Origin of the sequence: Nonomuraea guangzhouensis (assembly GCF_019396345.1) — a bacterium.
Taxonomy (GTDB): domain Bacteria; phylum Actinomycetota; class Actinomycetes; order Streptosporangiales; family Streptosporangiaceae; genus Nonomuraea; species Nonomuraea guangzhouensis.
In genome coordinates this window covers 42,366-62,360 of the sequence record NZ_JAHKRM010000047.1, presented here as the reverse complement: position 1 = coordinate 62,360, position 19,995 = coordinate 42,366, and the positions used below count along the sequence as shown (strand labels likewise).

At 72.0% G+C, this 19,995-nt stretch carries 15 protein-coding genes; all 15 read right to left on the bottom strand.

Annotation, left to right across the window (positions count from 1 at the left end; all coding sequences use genetic code 11):
• Window positions 1–55: 55 nt before the first annotated feature.
• The 15 genes from KME78_RS56955 to KME78_RS56885 all read right to left on the bottom strand — a co-directional run bounded on the left by KME78_RS56955 (window position 56) and on the right by KME78_RS56885 (window position 19,421).
• Window positions 56–2,356, bottom strand: a complete 2,301-nt coding sequence (locus tag KME78_RS56955) for a hypothetical protein (RefSeq protein WP_219538411.1) — start codon at window positions 2,354–2,356, stop codon at window positions 56–58.
• 41 nt (window positions 2,357–2,397) lie between these two features.
• Entirely contained in the window at window positions 2,398–3,273 is an 876-nt protein-coding gene (locus KME78_RS56950) for a DivIVA domain-containing protein (protein ID WP_219538410.1), read from the bottom strand.
• Between the two features lie 107 nt (window positions 3,274–3,380).
• The gene (locus tag KME78_RS56945; protein WP_219538409.1) at window positions 3,381–3,674 is read right to left on the bottom strand and encodes a YggT family protein; all 294 of its coding nucleotides are present in this window, start codon (window positions 3,672–3,674) and stop codon (window positions 3,381–3,383) included.
• An 80-nt stretch (window positions 3,675–3,754) separates the two neighbouring features.
• Entirely contained in the window at window positions 3,755–4,255 is a 501-nt protein-coding gene (locus KME78_RS56940) for a cell division protein SepF (RefSeq protein ID WP_219538408.1), read from the bottom strand.
• 142 nt (window positions 4,256–4,397) lie between these two features.
• Entirely contained in the window at window positions 4,398–5,120 is a 723-nt protein-coding gene (locus tag KME78_RS56935) for a YggS family pyridoxal phosphate-dependent enzyme (RefSeq protein ID WP_308127525.1), read from the bottom strand.
• Window positions 5,121–5,432: 312 nt separating this feature from the next.
• Entirely contained in the window at window positions 5,433–6,881 is a 1,449-nt protein-coding gene (ftsZ, locus tag KME78_RS56930; RefSeq protein WP_219538407.1) for a cell division protein FtsZ, read from the bottom strand.
• 454 nt (window positions 6,882–7,335) lie between these two features.
• Window positions 7,336–7,998 (bottom strand): cell division protein FtsQ/DivIB, encoded by a 663-nt coding sequence (locus KME78_RS56925; RefSeq protein ID WP_219538406.1) that lies wholly within the window; start codon window positions 7,996–7,998, stop codon window positions 7,336–7,338.
• Between the two features lie 327 nt (window positions 7,999–8,325).
• Window positions 8,326–9,726, bottom strand: coding sequence for a UDP-N-acetylmuramate--L-alanine ligase (gene murC / locus KME78_RS56920; RefSeq protein WP_219538405.1), 1,401 nt, complete (start codon window positions 9,724–9,726; stop codon window positions 8,326–8,328).
• Window positions 9,723–10,799, bottom strand: a complete 1,077-nt coding sequence (gene murG, locus KME78_RS56915) for an undecaprenyldiphospho-muramoylpentapeptide beta-N-acetylglucosaminyltransferase (RefSeq protein WP_219538404.1) — start codon at window positions 10,797–10,799, stop codon at window positions 9,723–9,725. Before murG ends, murC begins: the two co-directional genes overlap by 4 nt.
• A 12-nt stretch (window positions 10,800–10,811) precedes the next feature.
• Window positions 10,812–12,107, bottom strand: coding sequence for a putative lipid II flippase FtsW (gene ftsW, locus KME78_RS56910; RefSeq protein WP_308127524.1), 1,296 nt, complete (start codon window positions 12,105–12,107; stop codon window positions 10,812–10,814).
• Window positions 12,104–13,483, bottom strand: coding sequence for a UDP-N-acetylmuramoyl-L-alanine--D-glutamate ligase (gene murD / locus KME78_RS56905; protein ID WP_246654743.1), 1,380 nt, complete (start codon window positions 13,481–13,483; stop codon window positions 12,104–12,106). The genes ftsW and murD overlap by 4 nt, the downstream gene beginning before the upstream one ends.
• A complete protein-coding gene (mraY, locus tag KME78_RS56900) occupies window positions 13,468–14,523 on the bottom strand; it encodes a phospho-N-acetylmuramoyl-pentapeptide-transferase (protein WP_219538403.1) in 1,056 nt (351 codons plus the stop codon). The genes murD and mraY overlap by 16 nt, the downstream gene beginning before the upstream one ends.
• Window positions 14,520–16,121, bottom strand: coding sequence for a UDP-N-acetylmuramoyl-tripeptide--D-alanyl-D-alanine ligase (locus KME78_RS56895; RefSeq protein ID WP_246654742.1), 1,602 nt, complete (start codon window positions 16,119–16,121; stop codon window positions 14,520–14,522). The genes mraY and KME78_RS56895 overlap by 4 nt, the downstream gene beginning before the upstream one ends.
• Window positions 16,118–17,650, bottom strand: coding sequence for a UDP-N-acetylmuramoyl-L-alanyl-D-glutamate--2,6-diaminopimelate ligase (locus tag KME78_RS56890; RefSeq protein WP_219538402.1), 1,533 nt, complete (start codon window positions 17,648–17,650; stop codon window positions 16,118–16,120). Before KME78_RS56890 ends, KME78_RS56895 begins: the two co-directional genes overlap by 4 nt.
• Window positions 17,651–17,690: 40 nt before the next feature.
• Window positions 17,691–19,421, bottom strand: coding sequence for a peptidoglycan D,D-transpeptidase FtsI family protein (locus tag KME78_RS56885; RefSeq protein ID WP_465264795.1), 1,731 nt, complete (start codon window positions 19,419–19,421; stop codon window positions 17,691–17,693).
• Between the last annotated feature and the right edge of the window lie 574 nt (window positions 19,422–19,995).

Below are 19,995 nucleotides of genomic sequence, written 5' to 3'. Positions count from 1 at the left end.
CGGTCGCACAGCCGACGGACTCCCAAGCCACGCACGCGGACCGACTCGCGGTCGGTCAGCTGACGGACTCGCGCTCGTGCTGGCAGACGGAGCAGCTCGTCAGGCCGGCCGACTCGGCTTGCGTGATCGTCATGGTCTCCACGCCGGTATCGCCCGCGCCCTGGATGAGCGGGCAGGCGGTGCTGTGGTAGCGGCTGGTACCCACGATGACCTTCACGGTGACCGGCCGTCCGGCCTTCGCCGCGCCTTCTCCGTCGGACTTGCCCTCGGCCGTCGTTCCCTTGGCGGGAGCGGTGTCTCCTCCGCCCGGGGTCTCCTCGCCGGACGCGGAGCCGCCACGCTTGGCAGCGGCACTGTCCGGCTTGGCGGGCGCGGGCTCGAACGTTCTGGCCGCCGCCTTGGCGCTCTCAGCCGCCTTGACGCCTTCAGCTGCCTTGGCTCCCTCGGCCGCCTTAGCACCCTCGGTCCTCTTAGCGCTCTCGGCTGCCTTGGCGCTTTCTGCGGGTGTGCTCTCCGCAGGCGTCGCACCCGCACTGGGCTTCGCCCCGGCCGGGCGTGTCCCGCTCGTAGGCCCGCCACGCTCTGGCTTGGACGTCGCCCCAGAGGCCGGTCCGGACTGCACAGGCATGATCACGGTCCCGCCCACCGATTCGGACCGCTCTCCCTTGGCCCCGGACGCCTCGCCCCCGGATCCGGGGCGCTCAGCCTTAGCCGCCTGCGAACCCGACTCGGGCTTGCCGGGCTTGGCCCCTTCAGGCCTGCCGGGCTGGGCGCCCTCAGCCCTGCCGGCTTTGGCACCGGCTTCCTGCGGACCGCTAACGGGCCCACCAGACCCGCTACCGGGCCCGCCTGCCCCACTGCCGGGCTCGGGCCGCTGAGGCTTGCCTGACGCGCTCGGCCCCTTGGGCGGGGGACCCTGAGGCTTGGCAGCGGACTCAGCGGCCGAGGCGGGACGTTCGGGCACCGCGGTGGGACGCTCTGATTGCCCCGACGAGGAGGACCGACCGGCCTTCCCCGGCGCGGGATCGCCCGGCTGTATGGCACGCTGAGGCGCCGTCGCGGGCCCCGAGTCGTCGAGGTCCGGGGCGGAATCACGCTCTCGACCAGCGCGCTCGAAGGCGCCCCGGTCCTGACCAGCACGCTCGGGGGCACCACGGTCCGGGCCGCCACGACTCTGGTCACGGCCCTCTGCGGCGAAAGCCGACGGACGCTCTGCTCCAGGCTTGCCGCTCCCGGGCCTACCGGCGGACGGTCGGTCACCCGTGGACTGCCCCGCCCCGGACCGGCCGGACACTGGCTGGCCACCCCTGGACGGGCCGGAACCGGGCTGCCCCGACGACGGCTGACGCGCCCCGGGACGGCTGGACGAGGGCTGGTCGCCTCTGGACTGACCGGACGGCGGCCGATCGGACCCGGGCTTGCCTGGCGATGGCGGGCCGGACGACGGCATGGTGGTGATGTAAGGGGCGAGCCTCGGGCCCGCTGAAGGGTCGGCGGCCGGAGGTTCCGTGCCGAGCCCCGGAGTGGCGGGCTTTCGCGTGCCGCTCGACGGGGCGGGCTCCGCCGGGGGGCGGGCGAACCATCCGGTCGGCTCGGCGGGGGCGTCGGCCGGGTCCGGGGCAGGGGTGGAAGCCTTGGAGTCGGGCTTCGGCTGGGCCGCACCGGCGGACACCGGGGGGCGCAGGTCGCGCGTGGGCCCGGGCGCCTCGGCCCGGAGGTCCGCGGGGACCTTGGGAGCCGGCGAAGGCTCGGAGCCGGGCTTGGGGGTGGCGGCGGACTCAGGACCGCCGGGCTTGGGGGTGACGGCGGGCTCGGGGCCGGCGGCAGGCGGCAGCTGCCGTCCGCCGAGCGCTGCGTCCGGCAGGCACGCCGTGCAGGGCGTGAAGCCCTCCTCGCGCGCCTCCTCGTACGTGAGCTCCTCTTGATCCCGTCCGATCAGCTGGCGGCAACCCGGGACGTGGTAGCGCTTGCGTCCGGGGATCACCAGAACCAGCGCGTCCGGGGAGATGCCGCGCACCGCGGGACGGCGTTGCGCCGGTGCGGTGACCGTCCGCTGGAGCGTCGGTGGACGCGGCGACGGCGGCGCTCCCATGGGGGCGCCGATCGGGCCCGGCTGGGTCTGGCCGTGCGGCAGGCCGACGGGCGTGAGCCCCACCGGCGGGGTGGCCGGCGCAGCGGCCCGCCCACCACCGGGAAACAGCTCGTGACGCCGCAGCAGCGCCCCGATCACCAGGAACAGCGCGGACAGCACGCTGACCACGATGGACCACATGATCAGGAACGGCTTTGCCAGAACGAAGCCCGCGATCAGCAAGACAACCGCCGCGAGCACCAAACCAGCACTGATTAGGATCACAAAGGGCTCTTTCGAGTGACGGGTCCTGGTGACCCGCTACTTTACCGGCGGTCGTTGTGCGGACCGTCACCGCCGGGGAAAGCGCCCTGCGGGGATTCACCGCCGAAGGGGTTGGGACCACCGGGAAGAGGCTGCTGAGCGCCCTGGGGCACCGCGTGCGACATGGCCGGAGCAGCCGCCGAAGGACCACCGCCCGTCATGACGGGGAAGCCACCGCTGCCTTCCGCGGAGACGTTCAGCTCGGCGAGCTGGTTCTCCAGGTAGAGCTTGAGGCGGCTGCGGTATTCGCGTTCGAAGCTGCGCAGCTCCTCGACCTTGCGCTCCAGCTCGTCGCGGGTCTGGACGAGGGAGCCCATGGCCTGACGGTGGCGCTCCTGCGCGTCGCGCTCGAGCGTCTCGGCGCGGGCGCGGGCGTCGCCGATGACCTGCTCGGCCTGGCGGCGAGCCTTGGTCAGGATCTCGTCGGCCTCGCGGCGGGCGCGGGTGACGGTCTCGTCGGCCTCGCGGCGGGCGTCGGAGATCGCCTGGTCGGCGGTCTGCTGGGCCAGCGCGAGCACGCGGGCCGCGGTGTCCATGTTGTCCTCGGCCGGAGGCATGTTCATGGCGACGGGGACCGGCTGGGGCTGCTGCTGCGGCTCGGGGGCCCGCATGGGCTCCGGCTGCGGCGGCGCCATCATCTCGGGCTTCGGCTGCTCCTGGACCGGCGCGGAGGCCATGGGCATGCTCATGCCCCCGGGCACCTTCCCGCGCAGGCACTCGGCCAGCTTCGCGCGGAGCTCCTCGTTCTCTTGGATCAGGCGGTCAAGCTCAGCCTCGACTTCGTCGAGGAAGGCGTCGACCTCTTCCTCGTCGTAGCCCGGCCGTAGCCGGGTGGTACTGAACTGCTTGTTCCGCACATCAGCGGGCGTCAGCGGCATCTTTTGGTCTCCTTGGCGCGCTTGGAGTCTGTCCGGAGGGACGGTTAACCCGAATCACTTCAGCGCGGACACGAGTTGGATCACGACCGGGGGGACACGGCCCTCCGTCACCGCGCGCCCAGCGATCCAGCGATCTGGATCAAGATCAGAACGACGATGAAGAGGACTGTGAAGCTTAGGTCAAAGGCCACCGTACCCAACCGGAGCGGGGGAATGAAACGGCGGAGGAACTTGAGGGGTGGGTCGGTTGCGGTGTATGTGGCCTCGGCAAGCACCAGCACGACGCCCGAGGGGCGCCACTGCCTGGCGAACGCCTGGACCGTCTCAAAGATCATCCTGCCGATGAGCAGCACCAGATACAGAGACAGGACTACGACCAAGATCTGACTTACGATCCCCACGGCCTGGCCGCGCCTCCACTCCTGATGCGCCCGCCCGGCCTCGGTGAGACCGGGTTGGGTGCGATAGACATACAGAGACTCTAACTCTGGTTGAAGAACCCGCGTTCCGCGATTCGAGCCTTGTCCTCGGCGGTCACCTCGACATTGGCTGGGGACAACAGGAACACCTTGTTGGTAACACGTTCAATGCTGCCATGTAGGCCAAAGACCAGACCTGCCGCGAAATCGACCAGGCGTTTTGCGTCGCTGTCAACCATCTCGGTCAGGTTCATGATGACCGGGGTGCCGTCGCGGAAGTGTTCGCCGATCGTCCGGGCCTCGTTGTAGGTCCGGGGGTGGAGGGTGGTGATGCGCGCCAGATCGGTCGTACGGCGCTCCAGGACGGTCGTGGATGGCCTCGGCGCGGGGACGCCTGCATCGGCCTCGTCGTCGCGGTCCTGGACCGCTACGGCCCGCTCCTCGCCGGTTCGGGGGGGCTCATCCTCGTAGGCGTACTCGTCCGGGTAGGTCTCGTACCTCTCGTAGCGGTCGTCCTCCACGAGACCGAGGTAGACCGCCATCTTGCGCATCGCGCCGGCCATCGCTACGTCGTCCTCCTGCTCATGGTCGCACTCGCTCGGGCCTGTCGCCGGGTCCGAGGCGGCAGCCGTACCCCCTTGGAGCTCACCGCTGATCGACCTCTACTGGGTAGTGGTGGGCCTGTAAGACCCACTTGACGGGACATTACCTGACGAAGGGCTTGCGACGACCGAGCAACGCCGTACCGACCCGAACGTGTGTCGCGCCATGCGCGACGGCCGCGCCGAGGTCATCGCTCATGCCCGCCGACAGCATCGTGGCACGGGGGTGGCGCTCCCGCACGGCGGCGGCCAACTCTCGCAGCCGGGCGAACGCCTTGCCCGGCTCCTCCCCCAGCGGCGCCACGGCCATCAGCCCGCCCAGCCACAGGTGCGGAGCCGCGGCGACCAGGTCGGCGAGCTCCGGCACGTCCGCGGGCCTGGCGCCGCCTCTGGCCGGGTCGTCGTCGAGCGCCACCTGTACGAGGCAGCCGACCTGGCGCTCCTGCTTGCCGGCCTCCCGGCTGATCACCTCGACCAGCCGGGCCCGGTCCACGGAATGGATCACATCGGCGTAGGAGACCACGGAACGGACCTTGTTGGTCTGCAACTGGCCGACGAAGTGCCAGGTCAGCGGCAGGTCCTGGCATTCGCGCGCCTTGGGGGCGGCCTCCTGGTCGCGGTTCTCGCCGACCTCGCGGACGCCGAGCTCGCACAGGAGACGGACGTCGGAGGCGGGGTAGGTCTTGGTCACGGCGATCAGGGTGACCTCATCGCGATCACGCCCGGCCGCCCGGCACGCCGCGCCGATCCGCTCGCGCACCTCCGCCAGCCCGGCCGCGATCTCATCCCGCCGCGTCCGCCGGCTCTCGTCCGTACTCACGCTCACGTCCACCTCTTCGTTCGGCTCGTGTGTCTCTGTGCCGCGGGCGCGCCTCCCGTGTGGTGCGGCACTCTTCTTTCCAGTACGGCAAGCCCGGTGGGCCCCACCCGCCGTACGGGGCCGGGGGCCTCCAGGAAGACGGCCGCTGACCCCGCACGGGGCGGGCCGCCGTGACGAGGCAGGTGAGTTCGATCACTCCGGCACCCCGGGCCGACCCCATGAGCGGCTTCCCGAACCGACCCCGGACGCGGCTGCGCCGCTCCATTCCCCCGGTGAGACCTAGGAAGGCCGGTGAGGAAGGAGCGGCGGAGAGTCGGGCTACTTGAGGAAGTCGGGGACGTCGAGCTCCTCCTCCTGCTCTTCGAAAACCACCGGACGGCGTTTGGCGGGCTCCGACATGCGGGAGGTGATGGGCGTGGGCGGATTGGCGGGCTCGGGCGTGGGGCGGGGGATCGAGACGGGGCCGGAGGGCTCGTCGGCGATCGGCTCGTGGACCGACTCGGGCGCGTTGTCCACCGGGCGCACCGGCTCGACCCGATGGTCGGCCCGGAAGTCGGAGCCGTGGTCCGGGCGAGGTGGTTCGGGGCGGAGATCTGAGCGAGGCTCGGGACGCGGCTCAGGGCGAGGCTCCGGCCTGAAGTCGGCGCGGGGCTCGGGACGCGGTTCGGGACGGGGCTCGGGGCGCGGCTCGAACCGCTGCGGCGCGGGCTCGGCCTTCACGCTGGGCACGCTGGGCCGTACCGGCGACGACACGGGCGGGGCCGCGGGCGCGGCGGCCGGGCGGCTCTGCGGGCGCGGCAGCGACTTCTCCACCGGCGGCGGCACGTCGTCGAACCCGGCGGCGATCACGGTGACCCGCACCTCGTCGCCGAGCGCGTCGTCGATGACCGTACCGAAAATGATGTTGGCGTCGAGCGCGGCCGCCATCGACACGAGCTGGGCGGCCTCGTTGATCTCGAACAGGCCGAGGTCGGAGCCGCCGGCGATCGACAGCAGCACGCCGTGGGCGCCGTCGATGCTGGCCTCCAGCAGCGGGCTGGAGACGGCCATCTCGGCCGCGGCGACCGAGCGGTCGTCACCGCGCGCGTGGCCGATGCCCATCAGCGCCGAACCCGCGCCGGACATGACCGACTTGACGTCGGCGAAGTCGAGGTTGATCAAGCCGGGCGTGGTGATCAGGTCGGTGATGCCCTGCACACCGGACAGCAGCACCTGGTCGGCCGCCTTGAACGCGTCGAGCACGCTCACCTGCCGGTCGGAGATCGACAGCAGCCGGTCGTTGGGAATCACGATCAGCGTGTCGACCTCGTCGCGCAGGGTCTCGATGCCGGCCTCGGCCTGGGAGGCCCTGCGCCGGCCCTCGAAGCTGAACGGCCGGGTCACCACGCCGATCGTGAGCGCGCCGAGCGATCTGGCGATGTTGGCCACGACGGGCGCGCCGCCGGTGCCGGTGCCGCCGCCCTCGCCCGCGGTCACGAAGACCATGTCGGCCCCCTTGAGGACCTCCTCGATCTCCTCGCGATGGTCTTCGGCCGCCTTGCGCCCCACATCGGGGTTGGCGCCGGCACCCAGCCCGCGCGTGAGCTCGCGGCCCACGTCGAGTTTGACGTCGGCGTCACTCATCAGCAGCGCCTGGGCGTCGGTGTTTATCGCGATGAACTCGACGCCCTTGAGTCCCTCCTCGATCATCCGGTTGACGGCGTTCACTCCGCCGCCGCCAATGCCGACGACCTTGATGACCGCGAGGTAGTTCTGCGGTGCTGCCACGACGAGGGGCCTTTCCGCTCGTTGACTTGCCATTTCGGTGCGGATCGTCTCCGCGTTCACTTGCTTCGTTAACTCTCAACCTCAAGTTGAGATTCAGATTTATGTCAACCTGAGGATTGATACGGACAGTAGGAGTTACGCTCCAGGCGGGTCAACTAACCGCGCCGCAAGCACGTCCGGCGTGTCGCGGGCTGTCCGTTTCGCTCCGTCGTCACGCCTGGTCGGGGTCCTCCTCTGCCACGCGCCGTGTTAAGGCTCTCACGCCGGGACCCCCATCCCGGACAGGCTCGGCCCTCATCCGGCGGCACGTTTGGCGCACTTTGACCGGCGCGTCGCCCTTTATGCGACGCATATCCCCTAGGACGCCCCAACCCCATCCGCGGATCACGCCGATGGCGAACGCCGGCGACCCGCCTCGGCCCCAGCGGCTCCCGTCGCGGCGCTGGAGCCGGACTCACTTGAGCGTCACCACGTCGGGTGAGCTCACGTCATAGACCTCGGCCTTGCGCCGCAGGAGGGTCGCCAGGATGCGGGCCTTGTCCGCGCCCCGGTCGGACGCGCCCCAGACCACGCTGCGGCCGTCGGTGAGCTGCAGCGACACACCCTCGGGCGAGGAGGCGCGGACCAGCCGTACCTTGGCGGCGAGATCGTCGGGCAGCGACTGGATCACCTGGAGCGCGGCCATCGTCGTGGGGTCTCCGGCGGCCGGGCGGTCCACCTTGAGCTCCGGCAGGCCGGGCGGGACCGTGTCCTTGATCTCGATGACGACGCCCGTCTTGTCGATCAGCGCCGCCTTCCCGCCGGCCGTGACCGCGGCGACCGGCTCGCGCTCGACCACCTCGATCCTCAGCGTGCCCGGCCAGACCCGGTCGACCTTGGCCGAGGCGAGCTGCCTGATCTTCATCACGCGGCCCTCCACCTCGGCGAGGTCGACGGTGGCCAGCGGGTGCAGTTGGGGCACTGCGGCCTGTTGTTCGATGCGCTCAGCAGGCACTGTGACATTTCCCACGATGTCGATCGAACGTACGCCGAGTACCGGTGAGAAGAACACCAGCCAGGCGGCCGTGCCCACCACTCCGGCGGTCAGCAGCACCAGCAAAGCGTCGCGCGCCTTCATCGCCCTCCCAAGGTCGCCCGCCTCGCGCAACCGACACGCCGCGCGCCACCGAACCTACGCCGCGCGCGGCCACCGCCCACGGCGCCACGCCAGAACCACCACCCGAGCGGCCACGGCCACCGGGCCCGCCACCCACCGACCGGCCGCCCGCAACCACCGGACCGGGGCGGCTCACGGCCACCGGACCTACCGACCGGCCGCCCAGGGCCGCCCTACCCACCGCCCCGCCTGTGGCCACCGGCAAGGCGGGAGCGCCGGACGTACGAGAGTGACGACCGTAAAAGAGCTCGGCCCCTCAGGGACCGCAGACGCTGACGGACCGCGGTGTCACCCTGCGGACAGCTCCGCGATGATCTGCGGGCCCAGCTCCGTCACGTCGCCCGCCCCCATCGTCAGCACGATGTCGCCACCCCGGGCCCGGCCCGCCACCAGGGCGGGCACGGAGGCGCGGTCCGGAGCGTAGACCACCTGCGACTCGGGCAGCCGCACGCGGCCCGCCACCATGGCGCCCGAGACCCCGGGCTCGGGGTCCTCACGGGCCCCGTAGACGTCGAGCACGATCGCCTCGTCGGCCAGCCCGAGCGCCGCCCCGAACTCGTCGGCGAAGAACCTGGTGCGCGAGTAGAGGTGCGGCTGGAAGACCGCGATGACCCGCCCGCTGCCCGAGTAGGAGGCCACCACGTCACGCGCGGCCCGCAGGTCCGCGGCCAGCTCGGTCGGGTGGTGGGCGTAGCTGTCGAACACCGCGACCCCGCCCGCCTCGCCCTTGGCCTCGAAGCGCCGCTTGGCCCCGGTGAAGGTCGCCAGCCCGTCTCTGATCTCCTCGAACGGCAGCCCCAGCGCCACGGCCACGGCGACCACGGCGGTGGCGTTGAGCGCGTTGTGCGCCCCGGGAACGGCCAGCCGGACCTCGCCCATGCCCTCGATGGTGAACGTGATGCCGAACCCGTCGGGCCGGACATCGCGCACGCGGTAGTCGCCCGTCTCGCCGTACGTGACGACCTTGAGGCCGCGCGCCCGCGCCACGTCGGCGAGCTCCGCCGCGCCGGGGTCGTCGGCGCAGGCGATCAGCAGCGACCCGATGCGCTCGGCGAAGCGGGCGAAGCTGTCGTGCACGGCCCGCGGGTCGCCGTAGTTGTCGAGGTGGTCGGCCTCGACGTTGGTCACCACGGCGATGTCGGGCGCCAGCATGAGGAACGAGCCGTCGCTCTCGTCGGCCTCGGCGATGAACACCTCGCCCGACCCCTCGTCGGCCCCCAGCCCGGTGGTGACGAGCTGGCCGCCCACGCAGTAGGAGGGGTCGGCGCCGCACTTCTGCAGCGCCACGGTCAGCATCGAGGCGGTGGTGGTCTTGCCGTGGGTGCCCGCGACGGCGACGCCGGTGCGCCCGGCCATCACGGAGGCGAGCGCGGCGGCCCGCGGGATGATCCGCAGCCCCTGCTTGAGCGCCTCGCCCAGCTCGGGATTGGAGTCGCGGATCGCGGTGGAGACCACCACGGTGTCGACGTCCCTGATGTGGGAGGCGGCGTGGCCGATGTGCACGGTCGCGCCCAGCTCACGCAGCTCGCTCACCTGATCGGTGCTGCGGGCGTCGCTGCCGGACACGCGCACCCCGCGCTTGAGCAGGATGCGGGCGATCCCGGACATCCCCGCGCCGCCGATGCCGATGAAGTGCACGCGCCCCAGCTCTTCTGCGGCGACGGGATCGACCAGCTTGACGAGACTCATCGGACTATCTCCAACACTTTCCTGGCCAGAATGATATCGGCGTCCTTCCGACCGAGTCTGGAGGCGGCCTCCGACAGGGCCACGACCCGCTCGGGACTGCGGAGCACCGGAAGGACGTTGTGGACGATCCAATCAGATGACAGGTCGGCGTCGCCGACCACGAACCCACCGCCGCCCGCGGCGATGCGCTCGGCGTTGATCCGCTGCTCGCCGTTGCCGTGCGGCAGCGGCACGTAGGCGGCCGGCAGCCCGACCGCCGTGAGCTCGGCGCAGGTCAGCGCGCCGCTGCGGCACAGGGCGAAGTCCGCGGCCGCGTACGCGAGATCCATGCGATCGACGTAGGGCAGCAGGACGTATTGGGGGTCGCCCGGCGGCGGCTCGCGCTCGACGGTGTTCTTGGGGCCGAGCACGTGCAGCACCTGCACCCCCGCCGAGCGCAGGACGGGCGCGGCGGCCAGCGCGGCCTCGTTGAGCGACCTGGCTCCCTGGGAGCCGCCGAACACCAGCAGCGTGGGCCGGTCGGTCTGCAGCCCGAACCAGGAGCGCGCCTTGTCGCCCATCGACAGCCGGTCGAGCGTGACGATCTCGCGGCGCAGCGGGGTGCCGATGTATTCGGCCTTGCCCAGCGCGTGATCGGGGAAGCCGGTGAAGACGTGGTCGGTGAGCCGGGCGCCCAGCCGGTTGGCCAGGCCGGGCCGCGGGTTGGCCTCGTGCACCACGATCGGCAGGCCGCGCCGCTTGGCCGCCAGGTAGGCGGGGGTCGCCACGTAGCCGCCGAAGCCCACCAGGACGTCGGCCTGGACCCGGTCGAGTATCGCCGCCACCGCGTTGACCGCCCCGGCCAGCCGACCGGGCACGGTCAGCAGCCGCGGCGTGATCGCCCTCGGCAGCGGCACGGCCGGCACCAGCTCGAGCTCGTATCCCCTGGCCGGGACCAGGCGGGTTTCGAGCCCGCGTTCGGTGCCCACGCAGGTAATGCCGATGCGCTGGTCAAGATGGCGCAGCGCGTCCGCAAGGGCGAGAGCCGGCTCGATGTGCCCGGCCGTCCCGCCACCGGCGAGGACCACCCTCATGTCGGTCACTCCCTAACGTCTCACTCGGCCTTTGGTCGTTCCCCCCAGGCCAAGCCAGCTTAGGGCCCGTGCGGCCGGTCCGGGGCCACGAGCCGCCAGAGCCTCGCGCGCGCCCGGCTCACGTTTCGCGAAGGACAGCAGCATCCCCAGGGCCGCGAGAGTGGGCAACAGCGCCGACCCCCCGTAGGAGACGAGCGGCAGCGGGATGCCGGTGATGGGCACCACGCCGAGCACCGCGCCCATGTTGACGACGGCCTGGCCGACGATCCAGGCCACGATGGCGGCGGCGGCGAGCCGGACGAAGGAGTCCTTGACCCGGGAGGCGACCCGCAGGCCGGCGTAGCCGAGCAGCCCGAACAGCACCACCACCATCAGGGTCCCCATCAGCCCGAGCTCCTCGCCGAGGATGGCGAAGATGAAGTCGCTCTCGCCGTGGGGCAGCCAGCTCCATTTCGCCCGGCTGCTGCCCAGCCCGAGCCCGAACCAGCCGCCCGAGCCCATCGCGATCTGCCCCTGCACGGCCTGGTATCCGTCGCCCTGCGCGTCGGCCCAGGGGTCGAGGAAGGCGCCGATGCGCGCCATCCGGTACGGCTCCACCTTGATCATGATCAACGTGGCCAGCACGGCGAGCGACAGGATGCCGCCGAACAGCTTCACCGGCGCGCCCACCACCCACAGAAGCGACAGAAAGATCATGAACAGCACCAGTGTGGTGCCCAGGTCGCGGCCGAGCATGACCATGACGGCCAGGAGCACGGTGCCCGGCATGAGCGGGATCAGCAGTTGCCGCCACTCGATGCGGCCGTGCCGCGCCCTGCGGGCCAGCAGGTCGGCTCCCCACAGCGCGAGGGCCAGCTTGGCGGGCTCCGACGGCTGGATGCTGTACGAGCCGACGTCGATCCACCGCTGCGCGCCCAGCTGGGAGGAGCCGATGAACAGCACCATGACCAGGCCGATGAACGACAGCGCCATCAGCGGGTAGCCCGCCCAGCGGAAGAACTTGTGCGGCAGCCGCGAGCAGGCCCACATGATCAGCAGACCGAGGGCGGCCGACAGCGACTGCTTGACGAACCAGGTGAAGGGGTCCTGGGTCTTCTGCATCGCCTCGATGCTGGAGGCGGACAGCACCATCATCAGCCCGAGCGGCAGCAGCAGGCCGCAGCAGCCGAGGATGAGGTAGTAGGTCGCCAGCGGCTTCTCCAGCAGCTCCTTGAGCACGGCGAGCTGGTCGCGGATCCAGCCGATCGGCCCTTCGACCGCGCTCTGCGGTGGCCGCTCCGGAGCCTGCGGAGAAGTGGTGGTGCTCACGTCGCCGCCTCCAGGCCGCGTACGGCTCGCGCGAAGGCCTCCCCTCGGGCCGGGTAGTTGGCGAACATGTCCAGCGACGCGCCGGCCGGGGACAGCAGCACGGTGTCCCCTGGGGAGGCGAGCCTGGCGGCTTCGGTGACGACACGGTCCATCGCACCAGTGTCTTGGGCGGAGATGTCCACGACGGGGACATTCGGCGCGTGTCGCGCCAGAGCTTCGGCGATCCGGGCACGGTCCACGCCGAGCAGCACGGCGCCGCGCAGCCTGGGCGCCGCCCGCCGTACGAGGTCGTCGACGTCGGCGCCCTTGAGCTGACCGCCCGCGATCCACACGATCGAGGGGTACGACGACAGGGCCGCGGCGGCGGCGTGCGGGTTGGTGGCCTTGGAGTCGTCGACGTAGTCGACCTCGCCGACCCGCTCGACGTGCGCCATGCGGTGCGGGTCGGGCACGAAGTCGCGCAGGCCCTGCCGTACGGCGTCCGTGGGGACACCGAGCGTGCGGGCCAGCGCGGCGGCGGCGAGCGCGTTGGCCACGTTGTGCGGCGCGAGGGGGCGCACGTCGGCGAGCGTCGCGAGCTCCTCGGCGGACTCGGCGGGGTTCGGCACGAACGCCCGGTCCACCAGCAGGTCCTCCACCACGCCGAGCTGGCCCGGCTTGGGCACGAGCAGCGTGAAGCCGACCTTGTCCGGGTAGGGCGCGGCGAGCCGGGAGGCCTCGGGGTCGTCGACGTTGTAGACCACCGTGCCCGCCCGCTCGAAGATGCGGCCCTTGGCCGCGGCGTAGGCCTCCATCGAGCCGTGCCAGTCGAGATGGTCGGGCGCCAGGTTGAGTATCGCGGCGGCGTGCGGGGCGAGCGTGCTGGACCAGTGCAGCTGGAAGCTCGACAGCTCGACGGCCAGGACGTCGTACGGCTCCGCGACGGCCTCGACCACGGGCACGCCCACGTTGCCCACGGCGAGCGCCTTGCGCCCGGCGGCGAGCAGGATGGAGGTGAGCATGCGGACGACGGTCGTCTTGCCGTTGGTGCCGGTCAGCGCGAGCCACGGGGCCGCCTGGGCGGGCCGCAGCCGCCAGGCCAGCTCCACCTCCCCGACCACCTCGACGCCCGCCTCCAGGGCGGCGGCGATCAGCGGGTGGTGCGGTGCCCAGCCGGTGGTGACCAGCCGGGTGACGCCTTCCGGCAGCTCCATCGGGCCGAAGCGCACCTCGACACCGAGCCCGGCGAGCTCGGCGGCCACGGCGCGCTGGCGTTCGCCCTCGACGCCCTCGACCACGACGACGGGCTCGCCCCGCGCGGCGAGCACCCGCGCCACGGCGGTGCCCGACACACCGAGCCCGGCCACGCAGGTGAGGGACATTACTTGGGCATCCATTCGACGTAGAACAGACCGAGCCCGAGGGCCGCGCACAGCATGGCGATCAGCCAGAAGCGGACCACGATCGTGGTCTCGGCCCAGCCCTTGAGCTCGAAGTGGTGCTGCAGCGGCGCCATCCTGAACACCCGTTTACCGGTCATCTTGAAGAAGCCGACCTGAATGATCACCGACATCGTGATGATCACGCACAGCCCGGCGAGGATGATGAGCAGCAGCTGGGTGCGGGTGGCGATGGCCAGACCGGCCAGCACGCCGCCCAGGGCCAGCGAGCCGGTGTCGCCCATGAAGATCTTCGCGGGCGGGGCGTTCCACCACAGGAACCCGATCAGCGCCCCGAGCACGGCCGCGGCCACCACGGCCAGGTCGAGCGGATCTCGTACCCAGTAGCAGTTGGGGCCGAGCTGGTCGATGCAGTTGTTGCGCAGCTGCCAGTTGCCGATCAGCACGTACGCGCCCAGCACCACCCCGGTCGCGCCGCTGGCCAGGCCGTCGAGGCCGTCGGTGAGGTTCACCGCGTTGGAGAAGCCGACGATCATGACGAGGACCCAGATGGTGAAGCCCACGAGGCCGATCGACGGCCCGAAGTCGCGCAGGAACGACAGCCGGGGCTCGGCGGGGGTGATGCCGTAGACGTTGGCCTGCCGGGTCACCAGCACCGCGAAGATCGCGCCGATGACGAGCTGGCCGAGCGCCTTGGCGCCGCTGCGCAGGCCGAGGCTGCGCTGCTTGTAGATCTTGATGAAGTCGTCGAGGAAGCCGACCGCGCCGAGCCCGGTCATCAGGAACAGCACCAGCATCCCCGAGACGGTCGGCGCCGCCAGCGTGGCGAGGTGGGAGCCGCCGTAGGCGAGCAGCGACGCCAGCACGATCACGGTGCCGCCCATGGTGGGCGTGCCCCGCTTGTCGTAGTGCCCTGACGGGCCTTCCTCACGGATCTCCTGGCCGTAGCCGCGCCGGGAGAACAGCCGGATGGCCAGGGGCGTCCCGAGCATCGAGAGGACCAGCCCCACCGCACCGGCGATGACGATGTCGATCACTGTTGGGCCCCCCCGAGCAACAGCTCGGCCGTCCGCTCCAGGCCCATCGCCCGGGGCCCCTTGACCAGCACCGCGTCACCCGGACGCAGCCACCCGGCCAGCTCGGCCGCCGCCGCGGCGGCGTCGGGCACGTGCCGGATGAGCGTCTGCTGTGGGTTTGCGGAACCGCCAACGAAAGGTGGGCCCCCGACAATCGGCGGGACCGGCGCGCCGCCCACGCCCTGCGGGCCGGCCGGGCCCTGGGGGAACGCCGGAGCGCCCACGGGGGGCGGCGCCTGCGGTACCCCCACGGGGAACGGGGGCCCGCCGGCGGCTGGCGGGAACGGCGGTGCTCCCGCGAGCGGTGGGCCCGCGGCCGAGGCCTCCTGGACGGCCGCGTAGGCGCCCTGGAGCACCGGCTGGGCGTCGGGGCCGGCGACGATGAGGCCCGCGAGCCCCGAGCCGCCCGCCAGACGGCCCAGCTCCTCGTTCAGAGCGGCGCTCTCCTCGCCCAGCTCGCGCAGCGCGGCGATGACGGCGAAGCGGCGGCGGCCCTTGCCGAGCACACCGAACGCCTCGAACGCGGCCCGCATCGAGTCGGGGTTGGCGTTGTAGGCGTCGTTGACGACCGTGACCCCGTCGGGCCGGTCGGTGACCTCCATCCGCCACCGGCTGACCGGCGTGGCCGCGGACAGCTCCGCGGCGATGGTGGCGACGGGCAGGCCGAGCTCGTAACCGGCCGCGGCGGCGGCCAGGGCGTTCTCCACGGCGTGCGCGCCGTACAGCTTGAGGCGGACCTGCCCGGAGCCCGAAGGGGTGCGCAGCGTGAACGAGGCGCGCCCGCGCTCGTCGACGGTGACATCCTCGGCGCGGATCGCGGCGGCCTCGGACCGGCCGAACAGCGTGACCCTGGCGTCGGTGCGCGAGGCCATCTCGAGGACCAGCGGGTCGTCGGCGTTGAGCACGGCCACGCCGGTCCGCGGCAGCGCCTCGACCAGCTCGCCCTTGGCCTTGGCGATGGCCTCCTTGCCGCCGAACACGCCGATGTGCGCGGTGCCGACGTTGAGCACGATGCCGATCTGCGGCGGCGCGATGCGGGCGAGGTCCTGGATGTGGCCGATGTTGCGGGCGCTGAGCTCCAGCACCAGGTAGCGGGTGTCGGCGTCGGCCCTGAGCACGGTCAGCGGGTGGCCGAGCTCGTTGTTGAACGAGCCGACGGGCGCGATGGTCGGCCCGATCCGCGCGGTCAGCCTGGCCAGGAGGTCCTTGGTGGAGGTCTTGCCGGCCGAGCCGGTCACGCCGATCACGGTGGCCTGGGGCAGCGCGGCGACGTGGGCCCTGGCCAGCTCGGCGAGCGCGGCGGCGGCGTCGGGGACGATCACCGTGGGCGCCTCGACCGGCCTGGTGGCCAGCACGGCGACGGCGCCGGCCCGGATGGCCTGGGCGGCGAAGTCATGGCCGTCGACCCGCGCGCCCTTCAGGGCGACGAACAGGGATCCCGGTTCTACGCCGCGCGAGTCGATCACGACGGGACCGCGCACCACGGCGCGAGGGTCGGCCATGCCCGACAGGGCGCCCGAGGTTATCTCGGCGATCCTGGCCAGAGGCAACGGGATCATGCGTGCTTCCTGCTTTCCTTACGTGCGTCGATCGCTCCGGCGACCACTTCGCGATCGTCGAAGGGGATCACCTCGCCTGAAACGTACTGGCCCTGCTCGTGACCCTTGCCTGCCACGACGATCACGTCGCCGCGCCCGGCCCGGCCGATCGCCAGGTCGATCGCGGACGCGCGGTCGGGCTCAATGATCACATGAGCGCGGTCATGCTGCGGAACGCGGAGCGCTCCCTCCATCATCGCGGCCAGAATGTCCAAAGGGTCCTCGGAACGAGGATTGTCGCTCGTGAATATGGCCACATCGGCCAGCCGCGCGGCGGACTCGCCCATGACCGGCCGCTTGCCCGCGTCTCGCTCGCCGCCACAGCCGAGCACGACGACCAGGCGGCCCGCGGTCACCTCGCGCAGCGAGCGCAGCACCGACTCGACCGCGGCGGGCTTGTGCGAGTAGTCGACGATCGCCTGGAACTCGTCGCCGGCGCCCGTGATGCGCTGCATGCGGCCGGGGACGCCGGTGAGCGTGCCGACGCCGTGGACCGCGGCCTGCAGCGGCACTCCGGCCTCGACGAGCGTGACGATCGCGCCGAGCGTGTTGGCGACGTTGAACGGGCCGGGCAGCGAGATCTGCGCGTCGGCCTCGACGCCGCCGGGACCGGTCACCCGGAACGTGCTGCCGTCGGCGCCCAGCCGCACGTCGAGCGCGCGCCAGGCGGCTTCGGGCGAGCCCAGCGCGGAGAAGGTGGTCATCGGCACCTTCGCGATCGACAGCAGCTCGCGGCCGTAGGGGTCGTCGAGGTTCGTCACGCCCACCCGGGCCAGTTCGGGCTGGAAGAGCCTGGCCTTGGCGGCGAAGTAGTCGTCGAAGTCCTTGTGGAAGTCGAGGTGGTCCTGCGACAGATTGGTGAACAGGGCGACGTCGTAGTGGAGCCCGTCGACCCGGCCGAGCGCCAGGGCGTGGCTGGAGACCTCCATGGCCGCCGCCGTGACGCCTGTCTCCCGCATGAGCGCGAACAGGCCGTGCAGCTCGGTGGCCTCGGGGGTGGTGAGCCGGGGCTCGAAGGAGAGCTCACCGGCGCGGATCTCGACGCCGCCGACCAGCCCGGTGCTGTGGCCCGCGGCGCGCAGGCCGGCTTCGAGCAGGAACGTGGTGGTGGACTTGCCGCTGGTGCCGGTGACGCCGAGCAACTGGATGTGGTCGGCCGGCCGGCCGTACACCCAGGAGGCGACCTGCCCGAGCACGGCCCGGACGTCGGGCACGACGAGGACGGGCAGACCGGTCGCGGCGGCGGCCGCGCGGCCGCCGGGATCGGTCAGGACGGCCACGGCGCCGCGCGCCATGGCTTCGGCGGCGAAATCGGCGCCGTGGGACTGGTTGCCCGGCAAGGCCACGTAGAGATCTCCGCGCCGGACCTGGCGGGAGTCGATCGTGACACCGGTGAGCGGGGCGTGTGGCGACCGCGACGTGCCGGAATCGGCGTCGAGCATGGTCGCCAGCCCGGTCAGCGGGCGAGGCGGGCTGGTCGTTGGACGCATAGACGACGGGGGACGCACGGCGGCAGCGTACCTTCCCTGGTCACTGTCCCGCGCCAGCCCGCACCGCGGGGGCGGTCGAGCCGGTCGGCGGAATCTTCTTGCTCTTGATGGCGAACGTCATCACGTCCTTGAAAACGGGAGCGGCGACCGAGCCCCCGAAGTGGTCTTTCTTCGGATTCTGCAGCACGGACAGCACGACGAGCCGAGGCGCGTCGGCGGGGGCGAATCCGGCGAACGACGCCGTATAGCCGTCGTAGCGGCCGAGCTCCGCGTCGTATCGGTTGGCCGTGCCGGTCTTGCCCGCCACCCGGTATCCGGGGATGGCGGCCAGCTCGCCGGTGCCTTCGGCGCTCACCGCGGTCTCCAGCATGGTGGTGATCTCCTTGGCGGTTCTGTCGCTGACCACCCTGGTCTTCTTACCGGGAGCGGACGGGACGAACCTGCCCGACGCGTCCGTGGTGCCCGCGACGATCTGCGGCTCGATCTTGACGCCGCCGTTGGCGATCGTCTGGTAGACGCTGGCCATCTGCAGCGCGGTCACGGACACGCCCTGCCCGTAGGCGATCGTGCAGCTCTGGCTGCCCGACCAGCTCTTGTAGTTGGGCAGCAGACCGGCCTCCGCGTTGGGCACGCCGCCCCCCGGCCGCTCGCCGAAGCCGAAGGCTTTCAGCATCTGGTAGAGCCGCTCGCTGCCGACCTTGCGCGCGGCCATGATGGTGGCGACGTTGCTCGACTCGGCCACGGCCTGGCGGTAGGTCATCGGCTCCGGCTTGTGCGGGTGCGCGTCGTGCAGCACCCGGTCCGCGCACTTGATGTTGTCCTTGACCTGGAAGACCGTGTCGGGCGTGACGGCCCCGGCCTCCAGGGTGGCGGCGGCGGTGATCACCTTGTTGGTGCTGCCGGGCTCGAAGACGTCCGAGGCCGCCCGGTTGATGTACTGGGAGGCGGGGGCGTTGCGCCAGTTGTTCAGGTTGAGCTCGGGGGCGTTGGCCATGGCGACGATCTGCGCGGTGCGCACGTCCATGACGATGACCGTGCCGCTGCTCGCCGCGGAGTCGGTCACCTGCTGGGCCACCGCCTGCTGGGCGGCCCACTGGATGTCGCGGTCGATGGTCAGCCGCACGTCGGCGCCGTCGACGGGGACGGTGCGCTGGCTGCTGGTCATGGGGATGCGCTGACCGTCGCGGCCCGTCTCGACGCGCTGCTCGCCGTCGCGCCCCTTCAGCAGGGTGTTGCGCGCCTGCTCGATGCCGCCCAGGCCGCTCTGCTCGTCACCGACGAACCCGATCAGGCTGCCCGCCAGGTCATCTCCCGGGTAGACACGGCGATAGGTCTTCGTCGAGGTCAGCGCGGGCACTTCGGACTTGAGCAGGCGGCTGGCCACGACCGGGTCGACGTCTCTGGCCAGCAGCTGGTAGCGGGTGTCGACCCTGGCCAGCTTGGCGGCCATCTCCTGCGGGGTCCTGCCGAGCTGTCTGGCGAGCACGGCGGCGACGTTCGCCCGGACCGCCTCCTTGATCTTGGTGGGGTCGATGGCGATCTCGCGGGCCTCGACGGTGACGGCCAGCGCGTGCCCCTTGACGTCGGTGATGGTGCCGCGCTTGGCCGGGATGTCCTCGGTCTGCGTGCGCTGGCCCACGGCCCGCGCCTCGTACACCTTGGAGTCGAGGCCCTGCATCTGGATGAGCCGGCCGCCGAAGATCGACAGGATGAACGTCATGCCGATCAGGCCGATGTTGATGCGCCTGCGCGGGTTTCCCAGCCGCAGCACGGGCGGCGGCTTGGGCGGGCGCGGCGGCGCGGGGGGCCTGCGGGGCGGGCCCTCGCCGCCACCCCGCCGCAGGGCACTCTGCGCGCGGGTGCGCTCGTCGTCACGGGTACGGCGCAGCCTGGCGTCGTCCCCGCGACCGTCGTCACGGGTGCGGCGGACGTCACGGGGGGCTTCTTCGCGGGTACGGCGCAGCGGGCCGTCATCCTGACGGCCACGGGACCGGTCGTCCCTGGCCTGAGAGGTGCGGCCGCCGGGGCGTTCGGCCTCCGGGCGCGGGCGGCCGGAACGCTGGCGGGCACGGTCCTTGGCGGCGTCGTCCCCGTCAGGCCTGGAACGCCACCTCGGCCCGTCACCACCCGGCCGAGGCCGCCCACCGACCCCGTCCCCACCGCCCGAGCGAGACCGCCCACGCGAGGCGTCCTCGTCGCGCGATCGCCCACGAGAGCCCTCGCCGTCACGAGACCGGTCGCGGGGCCCATCGGGCTCGTCGCCACGGGAGCGGCTCCGCGGGCCGTCGGACTCGTCGTCGCGGGAGCGGCCGCGGGACCCGTCAGCTGGGTCCTGCGGGCGTCGG

What these genes read in the sequence shown, in the direction of transcription:
- KME78_RS56950 (WP_219538410.1), bottom strand. Translation starts at nt 3,273, where the DNA reads ATGCCGCTGACGCCCGCTGATGTGCGGAACAAGCAGTTCAGTACCACC.
- KME78_RS56940 (WP_219538408.1), bottom strand. Translation starts at nt 4,255, where the DNA reads ATGGCCGGCGCGATGCGCAAGATGGCGGTCTACCTCGGTCTCGTGGAG.
- KME78_RS56925 (WP_219538406.1), bottom strand. Translation starts at nt 7,998, where the DNA reads ATGAAGGCGCGCGACGCTTTGCTGGTGCTGCTGACCGCCGGAGTGGTG.
- murC (WP_219538405.1), bottom strand. Translation starts at nt 9,726, where the DNA reads ATGAGTCTCGTCAAGCTGGTCGATCCCGTCGCCGCAGAAGAGCTGGGG.
- murG (WP_219538404.1), bottom strand. Translation starts at nt 10,799, where the DNA reads ATGAGGGTGGTCCTCGCCGGTGGCGGGACGGCCGGGCACATCGAGCCG.
- murD (WP_246654743.1), bottom strand. Translation starts at nt 13,483, where the DNA reads ATGGATGCCCAAGTAATGTCCCTCACCTGCGTGGCCGGGCTCGGTGTG.
- KME78_RS56895 (WP_246654742.1), bottom strand. Translation starts at nt 16,121, where the DNA reads ATGATCCCGTTGCCTCTGGCCAGGATCGCCGAGATAACCTCGGGCGCC.
- KME78_RS56890 (WP_219538402.1), bottom strand. Translation starts at nt 17,650, where the DNA reads ATGCGTCCAACGACCAGCCCGCCTCGCCCGCTGACCGGGCTGGCGACC.